Source organism: Streptomyces avidinii, assembly GCF_045161815.1.
GTDB classification, from domain to species: domain Bacteria; phylum Actinomycetota; class Actinomycetes; order Streptomycetales; family Streptomycetaceae; genus Streptomyces; species Streptomyces avidinii.
Genome location: NZ_CP108863.1, coordinates 5550121 through 5571159, shown reverse-complemented (window position 1 = coordinate 5571159; position 21039 = coordinate 5550121). Strand labels below are relative to the sequence as shown.

At 72.8% G+C, this 21039-nt stretch carries 23 protein-coding genes and 1 tRNA gene; 12 read left to right on the top strand and 12 right to left on the bottom strand.

All coding sequences use genetic code 11. The features are described 5' to 3' along the window. Window positions 1-45 precede the first annotated feature (45 nt). Together OG373_RS25030 and OG373_RS25025 are read right to left on the bottom strand one after the other, a co-directional pair. Window positions 46-612, bottom strand: coding sequence for an acetate uptake transporter (locus OG373_RS25030; protein ID WP_405440451.1), 567 nt, complete (start codon window positions 610-612; stop codon window positions 46-48). A 98-nt stretch (window positions 613-710) separates the two neighbouring features. After that, window positions 711-1244, bottom strand: coding sequence for a universal stress protein (locus tag OG373_RS25025; RefSeq protein ID WP_189964809.1), 534 nt, complete (start codon window positions 1242-1244; stop codon window positions 711-713). Window positions 1245-1687: 443 nt separating this feature from the next. Here OG373_RS25025 and OG373_RS25020 point away from each other — a divergent pair, with 443 nt between their 5' ends. From OG373_RS25020 to OG373_RS25005, 4 genes are all read left to right on the top strand, one after another. Next, window positions 1688-1963, top strand: a complete 276-nt coding sequence (locus tag OG373_RS25020) for a hypothetical protein (protein WP_405440449.1) — start codon at window positions 1688-1690, stop codon at window positions 1961-1963. Between the two features lie 376 nt (window positions 1964-2339). Then, on the top strand, window positions 2340-3515 hold the full coding sequence (locus tag OG373_RS25015; protein WP_397731168.1) for a helix-turn-helix domain-containing protein: 1176 nt from the start codon (window positions 2340-2342) through the stop codon (window positions 3513-3515). A 105-nt stretch (window positions 3516-3620) separates the two neighbouring features. Further along, a complete protein-coding gene (gene orn / locus OG373_RS25010; protein WP_397731166.1) occupies window positions 3621-4223 on the top strand; it encodes an oligoribonuclease in 603 nt (200 codons plus the stop codon). Window positions 4224-4330: 107 nt separating this feature from the next. Further along, window positions 4331-4403: transfer RNA gene (locus OG373_RS25005), tRNA-His, on the top strand. Window positions 4404-4483: 80 nt separating this feature from the next. Here the strand turns inward: OG373_RS25005 and OG373_RS25000 are convergent. Then, complete coding sequence (locus tag OG373_RS25000) at window positions 4484-5509, bottom strand: LacI family DNA-binding transcriptional regulator (protein WP_405440447.1); 1026 nt, start codon at window positions 5507-5509, stop codon at window positions 4484-4486. A 102-nt stretch (window positions 5510-5611) separates the two neighbouring features. Between OG373_RS25000 and OG373_RS24995 the strand changes: the two genes are divergently transcribed. From OG373_RS24995 to OG373_RS24980, 4 genes are read left to right on the top strand one after another with little or no spacing between them, the layout of a single operon-like run. Next, the gene (locus OG373_RS24995) at window positions 5612-6967 is read left to right on the top strand and encodes an extracellular solute-binding protein (RefSeq protein ID WP_405440445.1); all 1356 of its coding nucleotides are present in this window, start codon (window positions 5612-5614) and stop codon (window positions 6965-6967) included. A 7-nt stretch (window positions 6968-6974) separates the two neighbouring features. Continuing rightward, window positions 6975-7973 carry a carbohydrate ABC transporter permease gene (locus OG373_RS24990; protein ID WP_189964608.1) on the top strand — a complete coding sequence of 333 codons (999 nt, stop codon included), beginning with the start codon at window positions 6975-6977 and terminating at the stop codon, window positions 7971-7973. Further along, entirely contained in the window at window positions 7895-8794 is a 900-nt protein-coding gene (locus OG373_RS24985) for a carbohydrate ABC transporter permease (protein ID WP_397731158.1), read from the top strand. Before OG373_RS24990 ends, OG373_RS24985 begins: the two co-directional genes overlap by 79 nt. Then, window positions 8791-10287 carry a GH1 family beta-glucosidase gene (locus OG373_RS24980; protein WP_405440443.1) on the top strand — a complete coding sequence of 499 codons (1497 nt, stop codon included), beginning with the start codon at window positions 8791-8793 and terminating at the stop codon, window positions 10285-10287. Before OG373_RS24985 ends, OG373_RS24980 begins: the two co-directional genes overlap by 4 nt. A 12-nt stretch (window positions 10288-10299) precedes the next feature. Here OG373_RS24980 and OG373_RS24975 read toward each other — a convergent pair whose 3' ends face one another. Then, window positions 10300-11115 (bottom strand): SDR family oxidoreductase, encoded by an 816-nt coding sequence (locus tag OG373_RS24975; RefSeq protein ID WP_405440441.1) that lies wholly within the window; start codon window positions 11113-11115, stop codon window positions 10300-10302. Window positions 11116-11196: 81 nt separating this feature from the next. On the opposite strand from OG373_RS24975, the gene OG373_RS24970 reads away from it, so the two are divergent. After that, entirely contained in the window at window positions 11197-11808 is a 612-nt protein-coding gene (locus OG373_RS24970) for a TetR/AcrR family transcriptional regulator (protein ID WP_405440439.1), read from the top strand. Then, the gene (locus OG373_RS24965; RefSeq protein WP_405440437.1) at window positions 11795-12712 is read left to right on the top strand and encodes a hypothetical protein; all 918 of its coding nucleotides are present in this window, start codon (window positions 11795-11797) and stop codon (window positions 12710-12712) included. The genes OG373_RS24970 and OG373_RS24965 overlap by 14 nt, the downstream gene beginning before the upstream one ends. A gap of 70 nt (window positions 12713-12782) precedes the next feature. Here the strand turns inward: OG373_RS24965 and OG373_RS24960 are convergent, their stop codons facing one another. The 4 genes from OG373_RS24960 to OG373_RS24945 form a co-directional block, all read right to left on the bottom strand. Continuing rightward, window positions 12783-13088 (bottom strand): hypothetical protein, encoded by a 306-nt coding sequence (locus tag OG373_RS24960; protein ID WP_405440436.1) that lies wholly within the window; start codon window positions 13086-13088, stop codon window positions 12783-12785. 88 nt (window positions 13089-13176) lie between these two features. Next, window positions 13177-13356 carry a DUF5993 family protein gene (locus OG373_RS24955; RefSeq protein ID WP_405440434.1) on the bottom strand — a complete coding sequence of 60 codons (180 nt, stop codon included), beginning with the start codon at window positions 13354-13356 and terminating at the stop codon, window positions 13177-13179. A 27-nt stretch (window positions 13357-13383) separates the two neighbouring features. Then, a complete protein-coding gene (locus tag OG373_RS24950) occupies window positions 13384-14787 on the bottom strand; it encodes a sensor histidine kinase (RefSeq protein ID WP_405440432.1) in 1404 nt (467 codons plus the stop codon). Window positions 14788-14794: 7 nt separating this feature from the next. Beyond that, window positions 14795-15484, bottom strand: coding sequence for a response regulator transcription factor (locus OG373_RS24945; RefSeq protein ID WP_189964623.1), 690 nt, complete (start codon window positions 15482-15484; stop codon window positions 14795-14797). A gap of 79 nt (window positions 15485-15563) precedes the next feature. Between OG373_RS24945 and OG373_RS24940 the strand changes: the two genes are divergently transcribed. Beyond that, the gene (locus tag OG373_RS24940; RefSeq protein ID WP_405440431.1) at window positions 15564-16124 is read left to right on the top strand and encodes a hypothetical protein; all 561 of its coding nucleotides are present in this window, start codon (window positions 15564-15566) and stop codon (window positions 16122-16124) included. A 35-nt stretch (window positions 16125-16159) separates the two neighbouring features. On the opposite strand, the gene OG373_RS24935 is transcribed toward OG373_RS24940, so the two are convergent. The 3 genes from OG373_RS24935 to OG373_RS24925 form a co-directional block, all read right to left on the bottom strand. Then, window positions 16160-16804: a class I SAM-dependent methyltransferase gene (locus OG373_RS24935; RefSeq protein ID WP_397731141.1), complete on the bottom strand. Its 645-nt coding sequence runs from the start codon at window positions 16802-16804 to the stop codon at window positions 16160-16162. 139 nt (window positions 16805-16943) lie between these two features. Beyond that, window positions 16944-17837: a spermidine synthase gene (locus OG373_RS24930; RefSeq protein WP_405440429.1), complete on the bottom strand. Its 894-nt coding sequence runs from the start codon at window positions 17835-17837 to the stop codon at window positions 16944-16946. Between the two features lie 45 nt (window positions 17838-17882). Next, window positions 17883-18272, bottom strand: a complete 390-nt coding sequence (locus OG373_RS24925) for a hypothetical protein (RefSeq protein WP_405440427.1) — start codon at window positions 18270-18272, stop codon at window positions 17883-17885. A gap of 242 nt (window positions 18273-18514) precedes the next feature. Between OG373_RS24925 and OG373_RS24920 the strand changes: the two genes are divergently transcribed. After that, complete coding sequence (locus tag OG373_RS24920) at window positions 18515-19834, top strand: tetratricopeptide repeat protein (protein ID WP_405440425.1); 1320 nt, start codon at window positions 18515-18517, stop codon at window positions 19832-19834. A gap of 610 nt (window positions 19835-20444) precedes the next feature. Here OG373_RS24920 and OG373_RS24915 read toward each other — a convergent pair. After that, window positions 20445-21038 carry a histidine phosphatase family protein gene (locus OG373_RS24915; RefSeq protein WP_397731133.1) on the bottom strand — a complete coding sequence of 198 codons (594 nt, stop codon included), beginning with the start codon at window positions 21036-21038 and terminating at the stop codon, window positions 20445-20447. Window position 21039: the final 1 nt, after the last annotated feature.

Sequence of the window (21039 nt, the reverse complement as noted above, 5' to 3'; positions counted from 1 at the left end):
GTCGGTGCGGTGGTGCCGGTGGTGCCGGTGGTGCCCCGCCGCCGCTCAGCTCGCGGCGACCGCCCCGCGCCGGGCCTTGCCGACGGCCATCGGCCAGTGCGCCAGTGCCGCGGTGGCCCCGTACCAGGCCAGCAGTCCGGTCACCGCGGCGACCCAGCCGCCCGCCTTGGCGAGCGTGCCGTTGTCGACGAAGGCGCCGATGGCCAGCAGGAGCAGCGACAGGGTCAGCAGGGCGTAGACGCCCTGGCTGAACAGACCGCTCGCGGCGGCGACCGTGAGGGTCAGCGCGAGCATCGCGAACAGGACAAGAAACGTTCCGGCGGCTTCGTCGGTGACCGAACCGCCCGCGCCCTTGGCCCACGTGAACCAGAAGATGCCGAGGCCCGCGAACGCGGTGCCGTTGAACCCGTTGCCGCCGCGGTACTCGAGGAGCCCGAGGAGGAAGAGGGCCGCGCCGCCGACGTACATCGCGAGCGACACGGAGTTGGCAGCGGACACGCCGTCGATGACACCGGTGTGGCCGATACCGAATGCGAGAAGGGTGAGACCCAGGGCTATGTTCCCGAGGGTCGAAGTCGAGGCCGTGCTTCCCGCAGAGACACCATTGTCCACGGCGGGCTCCCTTCGATCTGCAGTTGTTTGCTGCGTCCCAGCAGCATTTATCTACCCTTTACACGGGGGCACAACCGCACAAGCGGCTTAACAGAGGGTCACGGAATGACAACGACGGGTCGCTGTGCGCGCTTGGCCAGCCGGCCGGCGACCGAGCCGAAGATCCGGCCCACGATCCCGTGCGTGGAGCCGACCACGATGGCGTCGGCCGAATACTCCCGGCCGACCTCCTCCAGCTCATGGCAGATGTCACCACCGCGCTCGACCAGGATCCACGGCACTTCGGCCAGATAGTCCGCGCAGGCGAGTTCCAGCCCGAGCACCTCGGTGCGATGGTCCGGCACGTCGACGAAGACGGGCGGCTCGCAGCCGGCCCACACCGTGGTGGGCAGCCGGTTGGCGACGTGGACGATGATCAGACCGGACCCGGAGCGACGGGCCATACCGATCGCATAGGCGAGCGCGCGCTCGCTCGACGTGGATCCGTCGAATCCCACAACGACCCCGTGCCGGAAGGCCGGATCGCAGTGCGTACGTGTCTGTTCCACCGCGCGCAGATCGGCGGCCGACTCGGGGTCGACGACGCGTTTGCGCTTGCGGTCCGCTGGTTCGGAGAATTCGTGACCGGCCATGGGTGTCTCGGCGAAGAGGTCCTTGGAGGAAGCAACAGGGGCGAAATCGGCGACGCAGTGTGACGGAGCTCTGTCCGGGAAGCATCTTCCCAAGCCCATACCCACCAGGGTACGGCGACACTCCTGTCCTGCACAGGGCTTGCCGCCCTTGGAGAGCGTCCCAGGGAGCATGCCGGAGCGAGCGCGCCTTGGCAATGGCCGCTGTCCCCTACAGCCAGTGACGAGACGGGACATCGCCACCCGTGCGCGCAGTGACCGAGCCCCGCCGCCGGGCGTTGGGACATGCGTCCGACCAACAGGTAAGAGCCCGCAGGGAGCACGCCGTGCCCGGTCATCCGGTTCACCCCGTCCAGCCAGCTCAGCCGACGCAAGTCCCCCGTTCACCCCTTCACTCGTCCGTGCGTCCCTCCGGACACCCCCATGACGACCCCGCGGGTGACGTCGTGCGCTGGGCCGCCTTCAGCTGCCTGCTCGTCCCCGTGGTCCTCGTCGTCTACGGAACCTCCTACGGCGGGGCGGCCGTCGCGACCCTCGGCCTGCTCGCCGTCACGGCCGCGTGCCGGGTCCTGCTGCGCCACTCGGAGAAGGTGCAGCGGGCCGAGGCCCGGGTGCGCGCGGAGGAGCCCCTGCCGTCCGCGCACCGCGGCCGGCACTCGCGCGGCGGCGCCGGGAACCGCCGCGGTTGCCGGAGCTCCGACCCCGGCTCCCCGCAGGGCTGACTCATTCGCACACCCACACACGCATGTTTTCAGCCAACTTCCCGGCAGGTTGCCCCCCTTGCCGGAATGTCCCCCCGCCCCCCTCACCACCAGCGACGACAGACCTCGGGGGGCGTTCCGGCCCTACAGGTACTGGCCATGGCCGGGGAGCACGCTTCCTGTTCGGGTAGCGGAGTGGAACGCTTACTGATCGAATGCTTTTCGCCAAGTTGAGAAGTCGACATAGCGCTGCGTGCTGAACTTGTCACGCCGACACCACGGGACGCAGTAGATTCGATCATGTATTTACGGCGGGGGATCCACGTGCAAGGCCGAGGGGAAACGTGCAGGTGCGACCAGACCAAGGAGTCGCGACACCCAAGGGGGGCTTAGCGCCATGAGCCAGGATTCCACCGCCGTCGTCACAGCAGACGCCGGCCGGAAGCTCGCGGGGCGTCGCCGCAGGGAGATCGTCGCGGTGCTGCTCTTCAGCGGCGGACCAATCTTCGAGAGCTCCATTCCACTTTCCGTGTTCGGCATTGACCGGCAGGACGCGGGAGTTCCACGCTATCGATTGCTCGTGTGCGCCGGTGAGGACGGTCCGCTCAGGACCACCGGCGGACTCGAACTGACCGCGCCGTACGGGTTGGAGGCGATCGCCCGGGCAGGGACGGTCGTCGTTCCCGCCTGGCGCTCCATCACATCACCGCCGCCTCCGGAGGCGCTCGACGCACTGCGTCTGGCGCACGAGGAGGGGGCCCGGATCGTCGGACTGTGCACCGGGGCCTTCGTGCTCGCGGCCGCAGGTCTGCTGGACGGCCGGCCCGCGACGACGCACTGGATGTACGCGCCGACGCTGGCCAAGCGGTACCCGTCCGTCCACGTCGACCCGCGCGAACTGTTCGTCGACGACGGCGACGTGCTCACGTCCGCCGGCACGGCGGCCGGAATCGACCTGTGCCTGCACATCGTGCGCACGGACCACGGCAGCGAGGCGGCCGGGGCCCTGGCCCGCAGGCTCGTCGTGCCGCCGCGCCGCACGGGTGGCCAGGAACGCTATCTCGACCGGTCACTGCCGGAGGAGATCGGCGCCGACCCGCTGGCCGAGGTCGTCGCCTGGGCACTGGAACACCTCCACGAGCAGTTCGACGTGGAGACGCTGGCCGCCCGCGCCTACATGAGCAGGCGCACCTTCGACCGGCGGTTCCGCTCGCTCACCGGCAGCGCTCCGCTCCAGTGGCTGATCACGCAGCGGGTGCTCCAGGCCCAGCGGCTGCTGGAGACCTCCGACTACTCGGTCGACGAGGTCGCCGGACGCTGCGGGTTCCGTTCGCCGGTGGCCCTGCGGGGTCACTTCCGGCGGCAGCTGGGGTCCTCGCCGGCCGCCTACCGCTCGGCCTACCGGGCACGGCGGCCGCAGGCCGACGTGGCGCAGGTGTCCGAGATCAACTCCGGTCCGGTTCCGCACCAGCGCACCCCGCAGCCCCACCGGGCGGCGGCGGCCCTGGCCGCGGCGGGTCCCACGGTGACGGAGCTGTACGCGCCGGGCCGGGCGCTGCGGGAACACGCGTAGCCGCTCGATCCGTACGACGCACGAAGGTCCTCCATCGGTCATCGCCGATGGGGGACCTTCCGCATATGCGGTCCGCGCCACGGGGGACCGCATAAGGTGGGACACATGAACGATCGCATGGTGTGGATCGACTGCGAGATGACCGGGCTCTCGTTGACGGACGACGCACTTATCGAGGTGGCCGCACTGGTCACCGACTCGGAGCTCAACGTGCTCGGCGAAGGCGTGGACATCGTGATCCGCCCGCCGGACGCCGCCCTGGAGACCATGCCCGACGTGGTGCGCGAGATGCACACCGCCTCCGGCCTGCTCGACGAGCTGGCCGGCGGGACCACCCTCGCGGACGCAGAGGCGCAGGTCCTGGCCTATGTGCGGGAGCACGTGAAGGAACCCCGCAAGGCGCCCCTCTGCGGAAACTCGGTCGGCACCGACCGCGGCTTCCTGCTGCGCGACATGGCCGCGCTGGAGAGCTACCTGCACTACCGGATCGTGGACGTGTCCTCGGTCAAGGAGCTGGCGCGCCGCTGGTACCCGCGGGCGTACTTCAACAGCCCGCCGAAGAACGGCAACCACCGGGCGCTGGCGGACATCAAGGACTCCATCACCGAGCTGCGCTACTACCGGGAGGCGGTCTTCGTGCCCCAGCCCGGGCCCGACTCGGACACGGCCCGGGGCATCGCCGCCAAGCACGCCGCGCCCCGCGCCTAGCGGCCGACCAGGCCTCTCCGGAGAGGGGTGGCGGGAAACGGGGGAGCGAGCACCCTCCCGGACCCTGTACCCTTTTCTTCGGCCGGTCGGTTTTCCGACCGGACATGGTGGGTGTAGCTCAGTTGGTAGAGCACCTGGTTGTGGTCCAGGTGGCCGCGGGTTCAAGTCCCGTCACTCACCCTGCGGGAAGGCCCCGGTACGCGAAAGCGGACCGGGGCCTTCTGCATGACCGGGCATCTGCACGGGCGGCACCGGGGCCGTCAGGACGACTCCCGGACCACCAGCCGGTTCGGCAGCACGGCGGCCGCCTCGCCCGTCTCCCCGGCGATCCTCCCCAGCAGCATCGTCGTCATGGTCCGGCCCATCTCCTCGATCGGCTGCCGGACGCTGGTCAGCGGCGGGTCCATGTGCCGGGCCACCACCGAGTCGTCGAAGCCGACCAGCGCCACGTCCTCGGGGATCCGCCGGCCGGCCGCGCGCAGCTCCCGCCGGGCGCCCGCCGCCATGACGTCCGAGGCCGCGAAGACCGCGTCGAGCGCGGGACGGCGCTCCAGCAGTTCGCACATGGCCCGCCGGCCACCCTCCTCGGTGAAGTCGCCGACCGCGACCAGCGGCTCGTCGACAGCGTGCCCGGCGGCGGCCAGAGCCTGCCGGTAGCCGTCGAGGCGGCACTGGGCCCCGTACACGTCCAGCGGGCCGGTGATCGTGGCGATCGTGCGGCGGCCCCGGTCGAGGAGGTGGCGTACCGCCTCGGCCGCACCCGCCAGGTTGTCGGAGTCCACGCTGGGCAGGGTCTCGGCGGCCGACCGACGGCCGCTGATCACCGTCGGGATGCCGAGCTCGGCCAGCAGCTCCGGCAGCGGGTCGCCGGCGTGGACGGAGACGAGGAGCACCCCGTCGACGCGGTGCCCGGCCAGGTACTGCGAGAGGCGGCGCCGCTCGCGGTCGCCGCCCGCCAGCGTGAGGACGAGCTGGACCTCGGTCTCGGCGAGGGCGGCGCCGACCCCGCGGACCACTTCGGAGAAGTAGGGCTCGGCGAAGAAACGGGCCTCGGGTTCGGGGATCACGAGGGCGATGGCGTCGGTGCGGTTGGCCGCGAGCGCACGTGCGGCGCGGTTCGGTACGTACCCCAGCTCGGCCACGGCCGCCTCGACGGCGACCCTGGTGTGCTCGCTGACCTTGGAGGATCCGTTGATCACCCGGGAGACCGTGCCGCGCCCGACTCCGGCGCGCGCCGCGACCTCCTCCAGGGTCGGCCGTCCCCCACTGCGCCCGTGCCCGTTCATGGCTTCCTCCCGGTTGTGAATCTACCCCTTGACGACTGTGGGAGCGCTCCCACACTGTGTCACACGACACCCGGCACGTTTCGTCCTTCAGGGAGGAAGCCCATGCGCGTCCGAGCCCGAACCCGAGCCCGAAGAACCCTCCTCACGACCGTCACAGCCGTCGGAGCGGCGGCCCTGCTCCTCGCGGGGTGCGCCCAGGACCCGGAGGAGGGGACCGGGAAGGGCGCCCCGGCCGCCGGCAAGTCCGGCGGCGGCGCACAGACCACCCTCACCGTCGGCGTCTTCGGAGCCTTCGGCCTCCAGGAGGCCGGGCTCTACGACGAGTACATGGCGCAGAATCCCGGGATCCGCATCGAGCAGACCTCCATCGAGCGCAACGAGAACTACTACCCCCAGCTCCTCACCCACCTGGGCACGGGCAGCGGGCTCGCCGACATCCAGGCCGTCGAGGTCAACAACATCGCCGAGATCACCGCCACCCAGGCCGACAAGCTGGTCGACCTGGCCAAGGCGCCCGGCGTGGACAAGGCCGCGTACCTGCCCTGGAAGTGGGCGCAGGGCACGGCGAGCGCGGCCAAGGGCGGGGCCACCGTCGGCCTCGGCACCGACATCGGCCCGCAGGGCATCTGCTACCGCAAGGACCTCTTCGAGGCGGCCGGGCTGCCCACCGACCGGGCGGCGGTCGGGGCACTGTGGGCGGGCGACTGGAACAAGTACCTGGAGGCGGGCCGCGTCTACAAGGCGAAGGCCGGCGACGGGAAGGCCTTCGTGGACTCGGCGTCGGGCGTGATGGCGGCGGTGACCGGCAGCAGCGCCCAGCGCTTCTACGACGACCAGGGCAAGGTCGTCTACAAGACCAACCCGGCGGTGCGCGGGGCCTTCGACCTGGCGGCCTCCTTCGCCACCGACGGGCTGAGCGCCAAGCTCCAGCAGTTCACCCCGACCTGGGACCAGGGCTTCTCCAACGGCTCCTTCGCGACGGTCTCCTGCCCGGCCTGGATGCTCGGCTACATCCAGGACAAGGCGGGCCCGGCGGCCAAGGACAAGTGGGACGTGGCCCAGGCGCCGAAGCCCAGCAACTGGGGCGGTTCCTTCCTGATCGTGCCGAAGGCGGGCAAGAAGGCGCAGGAGGCGGCGAAGCTGGCGGCGTGGCTGACGGCCCCGGCGCAGCAGGCGAAGCTCTTCGAGAAGCGGGGCAGTTTCCCGAGCGCGAGCGCCGCGTACAAGCTGCCCTCGGTGTCGGGCGCGCAGCACGCGTACTTCGGCGGCGCCCCGATCGGCGAGATCTTCTCGAAGGCGGCCGAGGGCGTGCCGGTTGCCGCGGTCGGCCCGAAGGACCTGGTGATCGCGCAGAACCTGGCGGACATCGGGATGCTCCAGGTCGACCAGAAGGGCCGCAGCCCGCAGGAGGGCTGGGAGGCCGCGGTGAAGGCGATCGACAACGCCCTGGACCAGTGAGGCACTGGTGACGGACGAGACGGCTGTTCTGTCCCCTTCCACCGTCGGCCCGGAGCGGCCGGCGGCGGAGGGGGGCGGCCGGGGCCGGCCGGGCCAGGTGTGGCGCTCGCGCCGCTACCGCTGGGACCTGCGCTTCAGCCCCTACGCCTTCGTGGCGCCCTTCTTCCTCTTCTTCGCCGCCTTCGGGCTGTTCCCGCTGCTCTACACGGGCTGGGCGGCGCTGCACCAGGTGGAGCTGACGGATCCCGACAGCATGACGTGGGTGGGGCTGCGGAACTTCACCCGACTGTGGGACGACGAGTTCTTCTGGAACGCGCTGCGCAACACGGTGACCATCGGGCTGCTGTCCACGGTGCCGCAGCTGGCGATCGCGCTGGGCCTGGCCCACCTGCTCAACTACCGGCTGCGCGGCTCGGCCTTCTTCCGGGTCGCGGTGCTCACCCCGTACGCGACCTCGGTGGCGGCGGCAACGCTCGTCTTCGTGCTGCTCTTCGGCCGGGACTACGGAATGGTCAACTGGGCCCTGTCGGCGGTGGGTTTCGACGCGGTCGACTGGCAGAACGGCCCCTTCGCCTCCCAGCTCGCCGTCTCCACCATCGTGATCTGGCGGTGGACCGGCTACAACGCGCTGATCTACCTGGCGGCGATGCAGGCCGTACCGGGCGAGTTGTACGAGTCGGCCGCACTGGACGGGGCCTCGCGCTTCCAGCAGTTCCTGCACGTCACGGTGCCCTCGCTGCGGCCGACCATCTTCTTCACCTGCGTGGTGTCGACGATCGGCGCCACCCAACTGTTCGGCGAACCGCTGCTGTTCAACGGCGGGGCGGGTGCGACGGGCGGCTCGGACCACCAGTTCCAGACGCTCGGCCTGTACCTGTACGAGCAGGGCTGGGTGAACCTGCACCTCGGGCGGGCCTCGGCCATCGCGTGGGCGATGTTCCTGATCCTGCTGCTGATCGCCGGGGCGGCGCGGCTGCTGCGCGGACGGAAGGACGGCTCCCGATGAGATCACTGCGCGCGGGCAGGTTCACCTACGTGGTGCTCGCCCTGTTCACGGCCGGCTCGCTCTTCCCCCTGGTGTGGACGGCGATCGCGGCCTCCCGGAGCAACACGCGCCTGGCCCAGACCCCGCCCCCGTTCTGGTTCGGCGGCAACCTGGGGCACAACCTCCGGGTGGCGTGGACCGACGCCAACATGGGCACCGCCCTGCTGAACACGGTGATCGTGGCGGGCACGGTCGCCGCAGGCACCGTCTTCTTCTCCACGCTCGCCGGGTTCGCCTTCGCCAAGCTCCGCTTCCGCGGCAGCAGGGGGCTGCTGGCCCTGGTGGTCGGGACGATGCTGATCCCGCCGCAGCTGAGTGTGGTGCCGCTCTACATGCTGATCGCGAAGCTGTCGTGGACCGACCGGCTCCAGGCGGTGATCCTGCCGACCCTGGTGGGTGCCTTCGGGGTGTTCTTCATGCGCCAGTACCTGGTCCACGCGCTGCCGATGGAGCTGGTGGAGGCGGCGCGGACGGACGGGGCGAGTTCGCTGCGGGTGCTGTGGCACGTGGTGTTCCCGGCGGCCCGGCCCGCGATGGCGGTGCTGGGGATGCTGACCTTCGTCATGGCCTGGAACGACTTCTTCTGGCCGATCGTCGCGCTGACCCAGAACGGCAGCCCGACGGTGCAGGTGGCCCTGACCGGGCTGGGCCGGGGCTACATCCCCGACCAGTCGGTGATCATGGCGGGCGCGCTGCTGGGCACGCTCCCGCTCTTGCTGGTGTTCCTCGTCTTCGGCCGCCAGATCGTCGGCGGCATCATGCAGGGAGCGGTCAAGGGATGACGCACACGAACACGGACGCGAACACGAGCGCGGAGAGCGCGGAGAGCGCGGAGAGCGCGGAGAGCGCGGAGAGCGCGGAGAGCGCGGAGAGCGCGGAGAGCGCGGAGACGGACACGGACATCGGGGCGCGGGAACTGCGGTTCCCCGACGGGTTCCTGTGGGGCACGGCCACCGCGGCCTTCCAGATCGAGGGCGCCGCCGCACTGCGCGGTCCGTCCATCTGGGACACCTTCTGCAGTACCCCGGGCAAGGTGTACGGCGGGCACACGGGCGAGGTGGCCGCGGACCACCACCGGCTGTGGCGGGAGGACGTCCGGCTGATGGCCTCGCTCGGGCTGGGCGCCTACCGGTTCTCGGTGTCCTGGCCGCGGGTGCTCGCCGGCGGGATCGGCTTCTACGACGCGCTCGTGGACGAGCTGCTCTCGTACGGGATCCAGCCCTGCGTGACCCTGTACCACTGGGACCTGCCGCAGGAGCTGGAGAGCGCGGGCGGCTGGCCCGAGCGGGAGACCGCGTACGCCTTCGCCCGGTACGCCGAGCAGGTCGCGGAGGTGCTGGCCGACCGGGTCGAGCTGTGGACCACCCTCAACGAGCCCTGGTGCAGCGCCTTCCTCGGCTACGCCTCGGGGGTGCACGCCCCCGGCCGCACCTCCCCCGCGGACTCGTTGCGCGCCGCCCACCACCTCAACCTGGCGCACGGGCTGGCCGCCGCGGCCCTGCCCGCCCGGGCCAGGGCCGGTATCGCGCTCAACCCCAGCGCGGTACGGCCGCTGACCGGCTCGGCGGCCGATCTGGACGCCGCCCGCCGGATCGACGCCCTGGCCAACCGGGTCTTCACCGGTCCGCTGCTGCACGGGGCCTACCCGCAGGACCTGCTCGCGGACACGGCCCCGGTGACGGACTGGTCCTTCGTCCGCCACGGCGACGAGGCGCTGATCCACCAGCCGCTGGACTTCCTCGGGGTGAACTACTACACCCCGGCGGTGGTCTCGGCCGCCCCCGGGGGGAACGGCCCGCGCGCCGACGGTCACGGGGCGGCGGAGCACTCGCCCTGGCCCGCGGCGGACACCGTCGCCTTCCACCAACCGCCGGGCGAGCGGACCGACATGGGCTGGTCGGTCGACCCGACCGGCCTGTACGACCTGCTGATGCGCTTCACCCGCGAGGCGCCCGGGCTGCCGCTGCTGGTCACCGAGAACGGCGCGGCGTACGCCCCCGACCTGCACGACCCGCAGCGCATCGGCTACCTGGAGGACCATCTCTCGGCCGTCCACCGCGCCCTGACGGACGGCGCCCCGGTGGAGGGCTACTTCCTCTGGTCGCTGATGGACAACTTCGAGTGGTCCTACGGATACAGCAAGCGCTTCGGCATCGTGCACGTCGACTACGAGACCCAGGCCCGCACCCCGCGCTCCAGCGCCCACTGGTACGCCCGGCTGGCCCGGACGGGAGGCTTCCTCACCTACGGGGACGAGGGGCTCCAGGGGCTCTAGGGGCTCCAGGGCTCAGCGGAATGCCGGGGCGGAGCGTGCCGCCCACTCCGCGAAGGGGCGCGGCGCCCGGCCGAGGATCTCCCGCACGGCCGGGCTCGGCTCCCGTTCCGCGGGCAGGGGTTCCCCGAGGATGGCGAGGGTGCCCTCCACGACCGGCTCGGGCATGAAGGTCAGCATCTGGGCGCGGGCCTCCTCCCGGGTCTGCTCGACGAAGCGGACCGGCTCGCCCAGGGCCGCGCCGATGGCCTCGGCCCGCTCCCTCGGGGTGACCGGGGCGGGCCCGGTGAGCTCGTGGGTGCGGCCCGCGTGGCCCGGATCCCGCAGGACGGCGGCCGCGACCTCGGCGATGTCGGCGGGGTCGACGGTCGGGAGCCCGACGTCGCCGAACGGCGCGGCGGCCGTGCGTGTCGTACGGATGCTCCCGGCCCAGGCGTAGGCGTTGGAATCGAGGCCGCCGGAGCGCAGGATCGTCCACTCCAGGCCGCTGCGGCGGACGGCGTCCTCGAACCGCGCGGGGTGGGCGTAGACCTCCGGGCGGGTTCCGACGCCCTGGGACGAGAGCAGGACGACACGCCGGATCCCGGCGGCCGCGGCCCGGTCCAGGATGCCCTCCGGATCCTCGCCGGCGACGAGCAGGAACAGTGCCTCGGCCCCCTCCAGCGCGGGGGCGATGCTCTGCGGCTCGGCGAGGTCGCCCAGGTGGTGGCGGACCCCTTCGGGCAGCCGCCCCGGCCGCCGGGAGACGGCGGTGACGCGCTCACCGCCCGCGGCGAGGATCCGTACGAGTTCGCGTCCCACGTTCCCGGTCGCACCGGTCACTACGATCATGACGATTCCCCCTGTGAGTTAGTCGACTGACTTAGTTGCGACCATAGCTCTCTCCCCGACCGTTCGTCTAGAGTCAGTCAGGTGACTGACTCAACGAGGGGCCGACGGGGTTCGGGCAAGCGGGAGCGGCTGGCGGCCGCCGCGGCCGAGGTCCTCCACACCCAGGGCGTCGACCGGACCACGCTCGCGGACATCGCCCGCGCGGCGGAGGTCCCGGTGGGCAACGTCTACTACTACTTCAAGACCAAGGACCAGCTCGTCGAGGCCGCGATCGACGCGCACGGCCGGACCCTCGACGGACTGATCGCCGCACTCGACGAACTGCCCACCCCCGAGGACCGGTTGAAGGCCCTGCTCAACGGCTGGGCCGAACAGCGCGAGCTCACCGCCAAGTACGGCTGCCCCACCGGCACCCTCGCCTCGGAGCTCGACAAGCGCGCCGACGGACTCGACCGGTCGATCGCGGCGGTCATGCGGACCCTGCTCGACTGGGCCGAGCGGCAGTTCGCGCAGATGGGCCGGGCCGACGCCCGCGAGCTCGCCGTCGCCCTGATCGCCTCCTACCAGGGCATCTCGCTGCTCACCAACACCTTCCGCGACCCGGACCTCATGACCACCGAGGCCCACCGACTGGAACGCTGGATCGACTCCCTCGCCCGAGGCGGCCCCGGAGACGACGATGCGCGCAGCTGACGGGCCGGGCCGCACCACGCCCCCGCGCCCCCTGGACGTGGAGTCCCTCTTCCCCGGGCTGGCCGCCCACCGCCGCACGGCGACCCGGCTGCACCCGCGCCCCGGCACGCCCGGTCCGCACGACAGCCACGTCGGCGGGCCGCTGCTGTGGCCCGCCGACGACCCGTGGCCGGTGTGCACGACCCCGCACCGGCGCGCCCCCGGTCCGGGACCGCTGCCGCTGCTCGCCCTGGCCCAGCTCCACGCCCGGGACGTGCCGGACCTGCCCGCCGGGCCGGACGGCTGCGACCTGCTCCAGGTGTTCTGGTGCCCCTTCGACGCCCACGGGCCCACGGGCCACGGCATGTACGTGCACCTGCGGTGGCGCCGGGCGGTGGAGGTCCGCGCGGTGGCGGCGGAGCAGCCGGCGCCAGGGGCCGTCGGCTTCGACGGGTACGTGCCCACCCCGTGCCTGCTGCATCCGGAGCGGGTCACCGAGTACCCGTACATCGAGCTGCTCACCGGGGAGCTGGGGGCGGCGGTCGAGGAGTGGGAGGACGCCCAGGAGGAGGCCGCCGACGCGGCCGAGGAGGCGGCGGAGGCGAGGGGCGAGGAGACCCCGGACGGGGCCTGGCCGCCGTCCTACCAGAGCGATCTCTCCATCGCCCCCGGCTGGAAGGCCGGCGGGCACGCCGCCTGGAACCTCACCGGGCCCGGGTCCACGGACTGCGAGGCCTGCGCCGGGCCGATGGAGCTGCTGCTGACCGTCGCGACGAACGAGTGGCACACGGACAGCCTGAGCTGGATCCCGCTGGAGGACAGGCAGCGGAACCCGACCGGGGTGGTCGTCGGCAACCACGGCAGGCTCAACGTCTTCGCCTGCACCCGCGACCCGGCCCACCCGCACCGCTTCAGCGTCCAGTGACGGCTTCCGCGCGGTCCCGCCGGCGGCGTACGGGAAGGAGGGGTGAGCCCTCGGGACCGCCCTCCCGCCCTCAGGACGGCGCTGAGGTCCGCATCGCCGCCAGGCCCTTCGCCAGGTCCTCGGCCGTCATCACGGGGGCGACCTCGACCTCGGCGTTGAACTGCAGGAACAGGTCCTCCATCAGCGACGGCATCTGCGAACTGTCCTGGAGGTCGAAGACGATCCAGCAGGAGCGCACGCCCTCGTGCAGACCGAAGTAGGCGGCCTCCGGCTTCACCCGGTCCATCAACTGCTGCACCACCTGGGGCAGGGCGCCGGTCTTGATGCTGTCGTTGGTCGCGGCCGTGTCCATGTGCGCCCTGAGCATGACTCTCATGCGTGACTCCTTCCGTCACGCCCACCCTCGGCGCGGGCCCGGGGCGCGGCAACATATGCGCCCCCGTCCGGGCCGGGCCGGACCGGGGTCAGCCCGGGAAACCCACACGGCTCGGCGCCGTCGCGACACCGCTGGTGATGTGGTACGCCGTCAGCAGGGTGACGGCGATCAGCACGACCCACCAGGCGCCGAGCACGACCATCCGGGACGCGTTCCGGTACAGGGCGCTCAGCGTGGCGGGGAGCCCGCTCGAGATCAGAGTGTCCATGCCGCGGACCGTACCGAGACGGCGACTTCACGCCTGCGAGGCGCGCCCCCGGTTACGTCGGTTGCCGCGCCGGCCGCGCCCGGCCCGCCCCGCACCGGGGCCGCCGAGGCTCCGGCCGTCCAGGCCGATCCAGACCCGGACCTCCGTACCGCCGAGCACCGAGCGCCCCAGCCGTACGTCGCCGCCGGTCGACTCCGCGACCCGGCGCACGATGTCCAGGCCGAGGCCCGTCGACCCGTCCCGGCCGCCGTCGTTGCCGCGGCGCAGGGCCGCGTCCGGGTCGGCGATGCCGGGGCCGGCGTCCGAGACGAGCACGATGACCGCGTCCCCCGCGTCGTGGACGTCCACCGCGAAGGGGGTGCCCTCCGGGGTGTGCCGGAAGACGTTGCCGAGCATGGCGTCGAGGGCGGCGGCGAGTTCGGGCCGCGCCACGGGGATCCGTACCGTACGGTCCACGCCCGCGAGCCGCACCTCGCGGCCCTCGTCCTCCGCGAGCGCCGACCAGAAGGCCATCCGGTCGCGGATCACCTCGGAGGCGTCGCAGCCGGCGCCCGCCCCGACCAGGCCGGTCGCCGGGCGCTGCTCGCGGGCCGTCCGGATGATCGTGTCGACCTCGCGCTCCAGCTGCTCGACGGCTGCCCGGGTCTGCTCGGCGGCCGGCCCGTCGCCGAGCGAGGCCGTGTTGAGCCGCAGCACGGTCAGCGGGGTGCGCAGCCGGTGCGACAGGTCGGCGGCCAGTTCCCGCTCGTTGGCGAGGAGTTCGACGACCTGGTCCGCCATCGCGTTGAACGCGACGGCCGCCGACCGGAGTTCCTTGGGCCCGTCCTCGGGCACCCGGGCGCCGAGCCTGCCCTCGCCGAGCTGGTGCGCCGCGTCCGCGAGCCGTTCGGCGGGCCGGACCAGCCGGGCGCCGAGCCGGTCGGCGACCCCGACCGAGCCCACGATCAGGGCCAGGCCGACGCCCGCGAGCACCAGCCAGGCGGTCGCGACCCCGTTGCTGACCTCGCTCTCCGGTACGAAGATCTCCACCACGGCGATGTCCCCGGACCCGAGCGCGGTCGGCTGGAGCAGCGCCGAGCCGCTGCCCGACACCGATGCCGTCGTGGCCCGCCCCATCCGCCGGGTCTCCGCGACGGCACGCTCCCCGGCCCGGCCCTCGCCGATGCTCACCGGCGGGCTGTCACCGATCTTGGGCACGTGGACGGCCATCCGCCGGGCGGCGCCCATCTGCGTGGACTCCACCGCCTTGCGCAGCTGCACGGGGTCGGTGGTGATGGACAGCGTCGGCCCGATGGTGGCGGCCTGCCGTTCGGCATTGGAGAAGGCCCGGTCGCTGGCCATCTCCTGGACGACGAGCCCGAGGGGGACGGCGAAGGCCACGACCACCATGGCCGTGACCGCGAGGCACACCTTGACCAGCGCCCATCTCATCGCGCGCTCACCGGGGCGGCTCCAGCTTGACCCCGACCCCCCGCAGCGTGTGCAGGTAGCGCGGCCGGGCGGCGGTCTCGCCGAGTTTGCGGCGCAGCCAGGACAGGTGGACGTCGATGGTCTGGTCGTCCCCGTACGACTGCTGCCAGACCTCGGCGAGCAGTTCGCGGCGGGCCACGACCACCCCGGGCCGCTCGGCGAGGAAGGCCAGCAGGTCGAACTCGCGCCGCGTGAGGTCGAGTACGGCCCCGTCGAGCTCGGCCTGGCGGCGCAGCGGGTCGATGGCGAGCCCGCCGACGCGCAGGACGCGCGAGGGCGGTTCGGCCCCGGCGGTGGCCCGGGCGCGGCGCAGGACGGCGGCCATCCGGGCGGAGAGGTGCTCGACGGAGAACGGTTTGGTCAGGTAGTCGTCGGCGCCGTCGTTGAGCAGCCGGACGATCTCCGCCTCGTCGTCGCGCGCGGTGGCGATGATCACGGGTACGTCGGTGATGCCGCGCAGCATCTTGAGCGCCTCGGACCCGTCCAGGTCGGGCAGTCCGAGGTCGAGGATGACCACGTCGAAGCGGTGGTGCGCGACCTCGCGCAGGGCCTCCAGGGCCGTGCCGACGCTCCGCACGGCGTGCGAGGCCTCGGTCAGGTGCCGGATGAGGGCGGAACGTACGAACTGGTCGTCCTCGACCACGAGCACACTTGCCATGGCCCGCACCGTAGTCCATCCGAGCGACCCAGCGGGGTGTCGGGCCACTGTTGGGGCGCGTGGTGCAGTATGTGCCCTGATGCGACGAGGACTTCTTCATGCCATGGCTTGGACGCTGGCGACCGGTGCGGCGGTGACGCTGTCCTGGTGGGGCGTGCACACCGTCATGTCGGGAACGGCCTACGATCCACCGCTCGCGGTGCCCCTGGCCGCCCGGCCGCTGTCCTCGTCCACGCACGACGCGCAGGAGTCCCGGTCCCCGTCGGGGTCGGCGTCCGCGTCCCCGTCCGCGTCCCCGTCGCCCTCCGGATCGCCCGGCCCGGACGCGTCGTCGCCGAGCGCCGGGTCGACCCCGGAGAAGTCCCCGAAGCCCTCGGACACCCCCCGCGGGTACCAGCCGGCGGTGGGGCAGGACGCGGGCAAGGTGCAGGCCTATCCGGTGTCCGGCGGCCGGGTCGTCTTCTCCCTGGGCGCGTCCACGGCCGAGCTGGTTTCGGCCACCCCGGCGGCCGGGTGGCGGATGCAGGTGTGGAAGCAGGACTTCTGGATCCGGGTCACCTTCACCCGGGACGGCCGTGAGGTGTCGGTTTTCTGCACCTGGCACGACCACCCGCCGATGGTGGAGATCGTCGACCCCTGAGGCATCGGGGCCCGGGGCCCCGATACCCCGACGCCCTACGCGGGAACGGTGCCGACCAGCACGAACTCGTTGTACGGGAAGACCTTGCCCATCGGGCGGGGGAAGGGGAAGGAGTAGGTCCGCCGGACCGCGATGCCGGCCTTGCCCGCGTGGCTGCGCATCTCCTCGAAGCCGACCCAGCGGATGTGGGTGGCGTCGGTGCGGTAGCCGAGCTCCTGCGGGGTGATCATGACGACCGAGCCGCCCGGCCTGACCAGCGGAAGGTACTGCTCCAGCAGCGAGGCCGCGGTCTCCTCGTCGATGTGCTCCAGCACGTGCGCGATCAGCATGCTGTCGAAGGATCCCGGCCCGCAGTCCGGCGCGGCGGCCAGCTCGTCGGGGGTGTACGCGTTCAGTCCGCGCTCGCGGCAGGTCTGCACCGAGTGCGGGTTGTGGTCGACCCCGACACTGTCGGGTCCGCAGTTGAGGAGGTTCCGGCCCAGCCCACAGCCGACGTCGAGGACCCGGCCCAGCTGCAGCCGCTGCAGGTTCCACCGGTAGGGCGCCTGCGTGGGCACGAACCGCTTGATTCCGGACTGCTCCAGGCGCGCGAGCCGCTGGGTGTAGTCGGACGTGGCGGTGCTGGGAGTGCCCGGGGTGCCCGAGGACGGAGCACCGGGGGTGGCGGGGGAATCAGACATTGCTCGTGCCATCTCCTGAACGCGTCGTAGAAGGGGTGAACCTCCTCGGGGTTCACAGGCTACGCAGAGCGGGCGCTCACCGGGAGTACTCCGCGGATCTTTATCTGCCAAGTACCAGTCCACATCCTGGGCCGGACCGTCACCGAAACACCGAGGGCGGCGGCTGCGGCGAGGCCACCGCCGAGGCGTCCGCCACCGGGGCCGCGCCTCCCGCGAAGTCCGCAAGCGCCCGGCCGTGCTCGACGCGGCCCGGGTGCGGGTCGCTCGCGACCCGGCGGGTGAAGTCCGCCACCGGCAGCTCACGGTCGGCCGCCACCAGGACGGCGTTGCCGAATCGTTTACCCCGCCACACCACCGGATCGGCGGCCAGCGCCAGCTCCGTGAACCGCGACGCGGCCGTCGCGATCTGGCTCCGCAGATGGGTCAGCGGCGGACCGTCCGCCAGATTGGCCACGTACCACCCGGTGGGCGCGAGGGCACGGCGTACGTCGTCCAGGAACTCGGTGCTCGTCAGGTGCGCCGGGGTGCGCGCCCCGCTGAACACGTCCGCGATCACCAGGTCCGCCCAGCCGTCCGGGACCTTCGCCAGGCCCGCACGCGCGTCCACCGCCCGGACCCGCACCCGCGCCTGCGGATCCAGCGGCAGGTGTTCCCGTACGAAGGCCACCAGGGCGGCGTCGATCTCCACGATCTGCTGGGTGGAGCGGGGGCGGGAGGCGGCGGTGTAGCGGGCGAGGGTGAAGGCGCCGCCGCCCAGGTGCACCACGTTCAGGGGCTGCCGGGCGGGCGCGACGAGATCGATCAGGTGGCCGATCCGCCGCTGGTACGCGAAGTCCAGGTACCCGGGATCGGCCAGGTCCACGTGCGACTGCGGGGCCCCGTCGATCAGCAGGGTCCAGGCATCGGCCCGCTCGCGGTCCGGCTCCAGCTCCGCCCGGCCGCCGTCCACCTGCCCGACGACCGCCTCGGCGCTGCCGCGTCCGCGCTGCTGCCTGCCCTTGTTCCTGTCCTTGTTCCTGTCCTTGCCTGCCACCACCCCATTGTGCGGGGCGGCGGACGACGACAGCTCCCGGACCGGTCAGCGGCAGTTGTCCGCGGCCTCGATCAGCCGGGCCGCCTCGCCGAGCGCCGCGCGCAGCACCTCCGGGTCGGTGACCGGCCCGACCGCCTCCGGCGGGAGCAGCCAGCCGGTGGCGCCCGCGGTGGGCGAGGCGGCGTCGTCGCCGAAGCGCATCCCGCGCCCGTTGGTCTGCGTGCACGCGCTGCCCGGCATGTCCCAGGCGTCGGCGGTGCCGGACGGGACGAGGAAGCCGAGGGTGTCGCCGGACCCGTCGTGCAGGACCGGCCCGACCCCGCCCGCCTGGCTGGCCGCGCGGCGGATGATGTCCACCGCCTCCAGCCCCTGCCGGGTGGGAACGGTCACCAGGTCCAGGTCCGGGGCCGGGGTATTCGTTCCAGTGCTCTCCATGCCGCCCTCCACCAAGGGAACCCCTCCTCGATCCGTATCCGCATGGGTTCAACGCACGGGAACGTCAACGGGTGCGGTGGCAAGACGCCGCAAAGGATGGCAGTTCATGGCGGATCGTGGGTGAGATATCCGTTTTGTAGCCAAACATCGTGTGAACACCCCGTCACTGGCGGTACGTTCATGCGCGCCGGACCCCAAGTCACAGCACCGGTGCAGCGTTCCTTGCCAGAGAGGCCACGTCCATGGCGGCGTCCCCCCACTCACCCAACTCCACGTTCCGGCGGCTGCGCGGTCAGCACTCCCCGGCCGAGTTCGCGGCGCTGGTGCGCCGGGCGGCGAAGGAAATCGGAGAAACGGTTTCCTGCGACGCGCGCTACATCGGCCGGGTCGAGTCCGGCGAGATCCGCTGCCCCAACTACGCGTACGAGCGGGTCTTCCGCCATATGTTCCCCGGCCGCGCCCTGGCCGATCTGGGCTTCTCCCCCCGCGAGAGCGTCCGCGGCCGCTCGGCCCAGCGCGATCCCTCCTCCGTCCTCACCCACCGTTCCCCTTCCAGTGCCAAGGAGAGCGACGTGCTGCGTCGCGCGTTCATGGCGGGCGGCTCCGCGACCGTGGCGGCCGCGACGCTCAGCCTCACCCTGCTCGGCGACACCCGCCGGCTCCCCTCCCGCGCCGGCGAGTCCGAGGCCGACGCGGTCGAGGACGCGGTACGCCAGATCCGCCTGCTGGACGACCGGCACGGCGCCGACGCCCTGTACCGCCGGGCCGCCGAGCCGCTGCGCACCGCCTACGCGCTGCTCGACGCGGGAGCCACCCGGCAGTCCACCGAGGACCGGCTGCACTCCGGCGCCGGGGAACTGGCCGTCTCGGTCGGCTGGCTGGCCCACGACTCGGGCCGCTTCGACGACGCCCGCTCCCACTACGCGGAGGCCCTGGCGACGGCCCGGGTCGCCCGGGACTCGGGCCTGGAGGCACACGCCTTCAGCAACATGGCCTTCCTGGCCCGGGACCGCGGGCGCTCCCGCGAGGCGGTACGGGCCGCCCAGGCGGGCTGCCGCGCCGCGCGCTCCCTCGGTTCCCCGCGGCTGCTGTCCCTGCTCGCGCTGCGGGAGGCCGGGGGCTGGGCGGGGCTGGGCGACCGCAGGGCGTGCGAGGAGGCGCTGACCCGGGCGCACACGGAGTTCTCGCGGGGCGAGTCGGACGCCGACCCCGAGTGGATGTCCTTCTTCGGGCAGGCGGAGCTGGAGTCGCTGGAGGCGCGCTGCTGGTCGTCGCTGGGCGAGCACGCCCGCGCGGCCCGGCACGCCCGCCGTGCGGCGGACCTCCAGGACCCGCACTTCGCCCGGAACGTGGCGCTGTACACCGCGGAGCTGGCCGGTGACCTGGCGCGGGCGGGGGCGCCGGACGAGGCCGCGTGGGCGGGGGGCCGGGTGCTGGACCTCCTCGCGGAGGTTCAGTCGACGCGGGTCCGGTCGATGCTGTCGGAAACGGCCGACACCCTTGTCCCGCATCAACGCTCCCCCCGGGTCGGCGCCTTCCTCACCCGCCACGCGACGGCCTGACCCTGGCCGCGCCACCACTCCTGGGGCTCCGCCCCAGACCCCGCGCCTCAAACGCCGGCGAGGCTGCATTTGATGTGCGGGCCGGTGCCGCGCGCGGGTTGCCCTGCGGGCGGCTGGGGGTGTGGGTCGGTGCCCCGCACGAGGGTCTCCTCGGCCGGTGCCCCTGCGGGGTGCTCGGCGGTGTGCGGGTGTGGGTCGGTGCCCCGCACGAGGGTCTCCTCGGCTCGGCGCGCGCGGCAGTGCCGTGTTGTGCGGCCTGAGTCGCGCCTCGTCCTGCGGGGACCCTCCTGCGTGTCCCCGCCCCACGGCCGACTTCGACCGTGCCGGGCATCCCGTTGCATGCCTCGCCCGACCGGGTCGGCCCCGGGGGCGGGCGGCTCCTGGCGGCGTGGTCGGCGGAGGGGAGTGGGGACGTGCCGGGGTGTCCCCGCAGGACGAGGCGCGACCACCCCGAGCATCCGGGACATGCCCGCGCGCGCCGAGCCGAGGAGACACCCCGGCACGGCCCCACGCACCGACCTGCGCCGACCCCGCCGCACCATCCAGCCTCGCCGGCGATTGAGGCGCGGGTCCGGGCAGCGCCCGGGACACGGCGCGGCCGGAGCCGGCGCTACGCGAGGTGGCCCGTGTCGTTCCAGCGTTCCAGCGCCGGCGCCCCGTAGGCCCAGCCCAGGACGGAGAGGGACGCCGGCTCCAGCCGGATACGGGCCCCGAAGGCGGCTTCGAAGCCCAGCCAGCGCGCGGCCAGCGTCCGCAGGATGTGGCCGTGCGCGAAGACCAGGACGTCGCGCTCCGCCGCGCGGGCCCAGGCGACGACCTCGTCCGCGCGCGCAGCGACGTCCGCCACGGACTCACCGCCCGGGACCCCGTCGCGCCAGATCAGCCAGCCCGGCCGGACCGCCTGGATCTCCGCCGGGGTCATGCCCTCGTAGTCGCCGTAGTCCCACTCCATCAGCGCGTCCCACGGCTCGGCCCTGGCTCCGAAGCCCGCCAGGTCGCAGCTCTCGCTCGCGCGCACCAGTGGGCTGGTGCGGACCTCCACGCCCGGCAGCCCCCGCCACGGGTCACGGGCCAGCCGCTCGCCGAGCAGCTTCGCGCCCTGCTTGCCCTCCTCCAGCATCGGCACGTCCGTGCGTCCGGTGTGCTTGCCGAGCTGGGACCACGCCGTCTGGCCGTGGCGGGCCAGCAGGATGCGGGGGGCCATG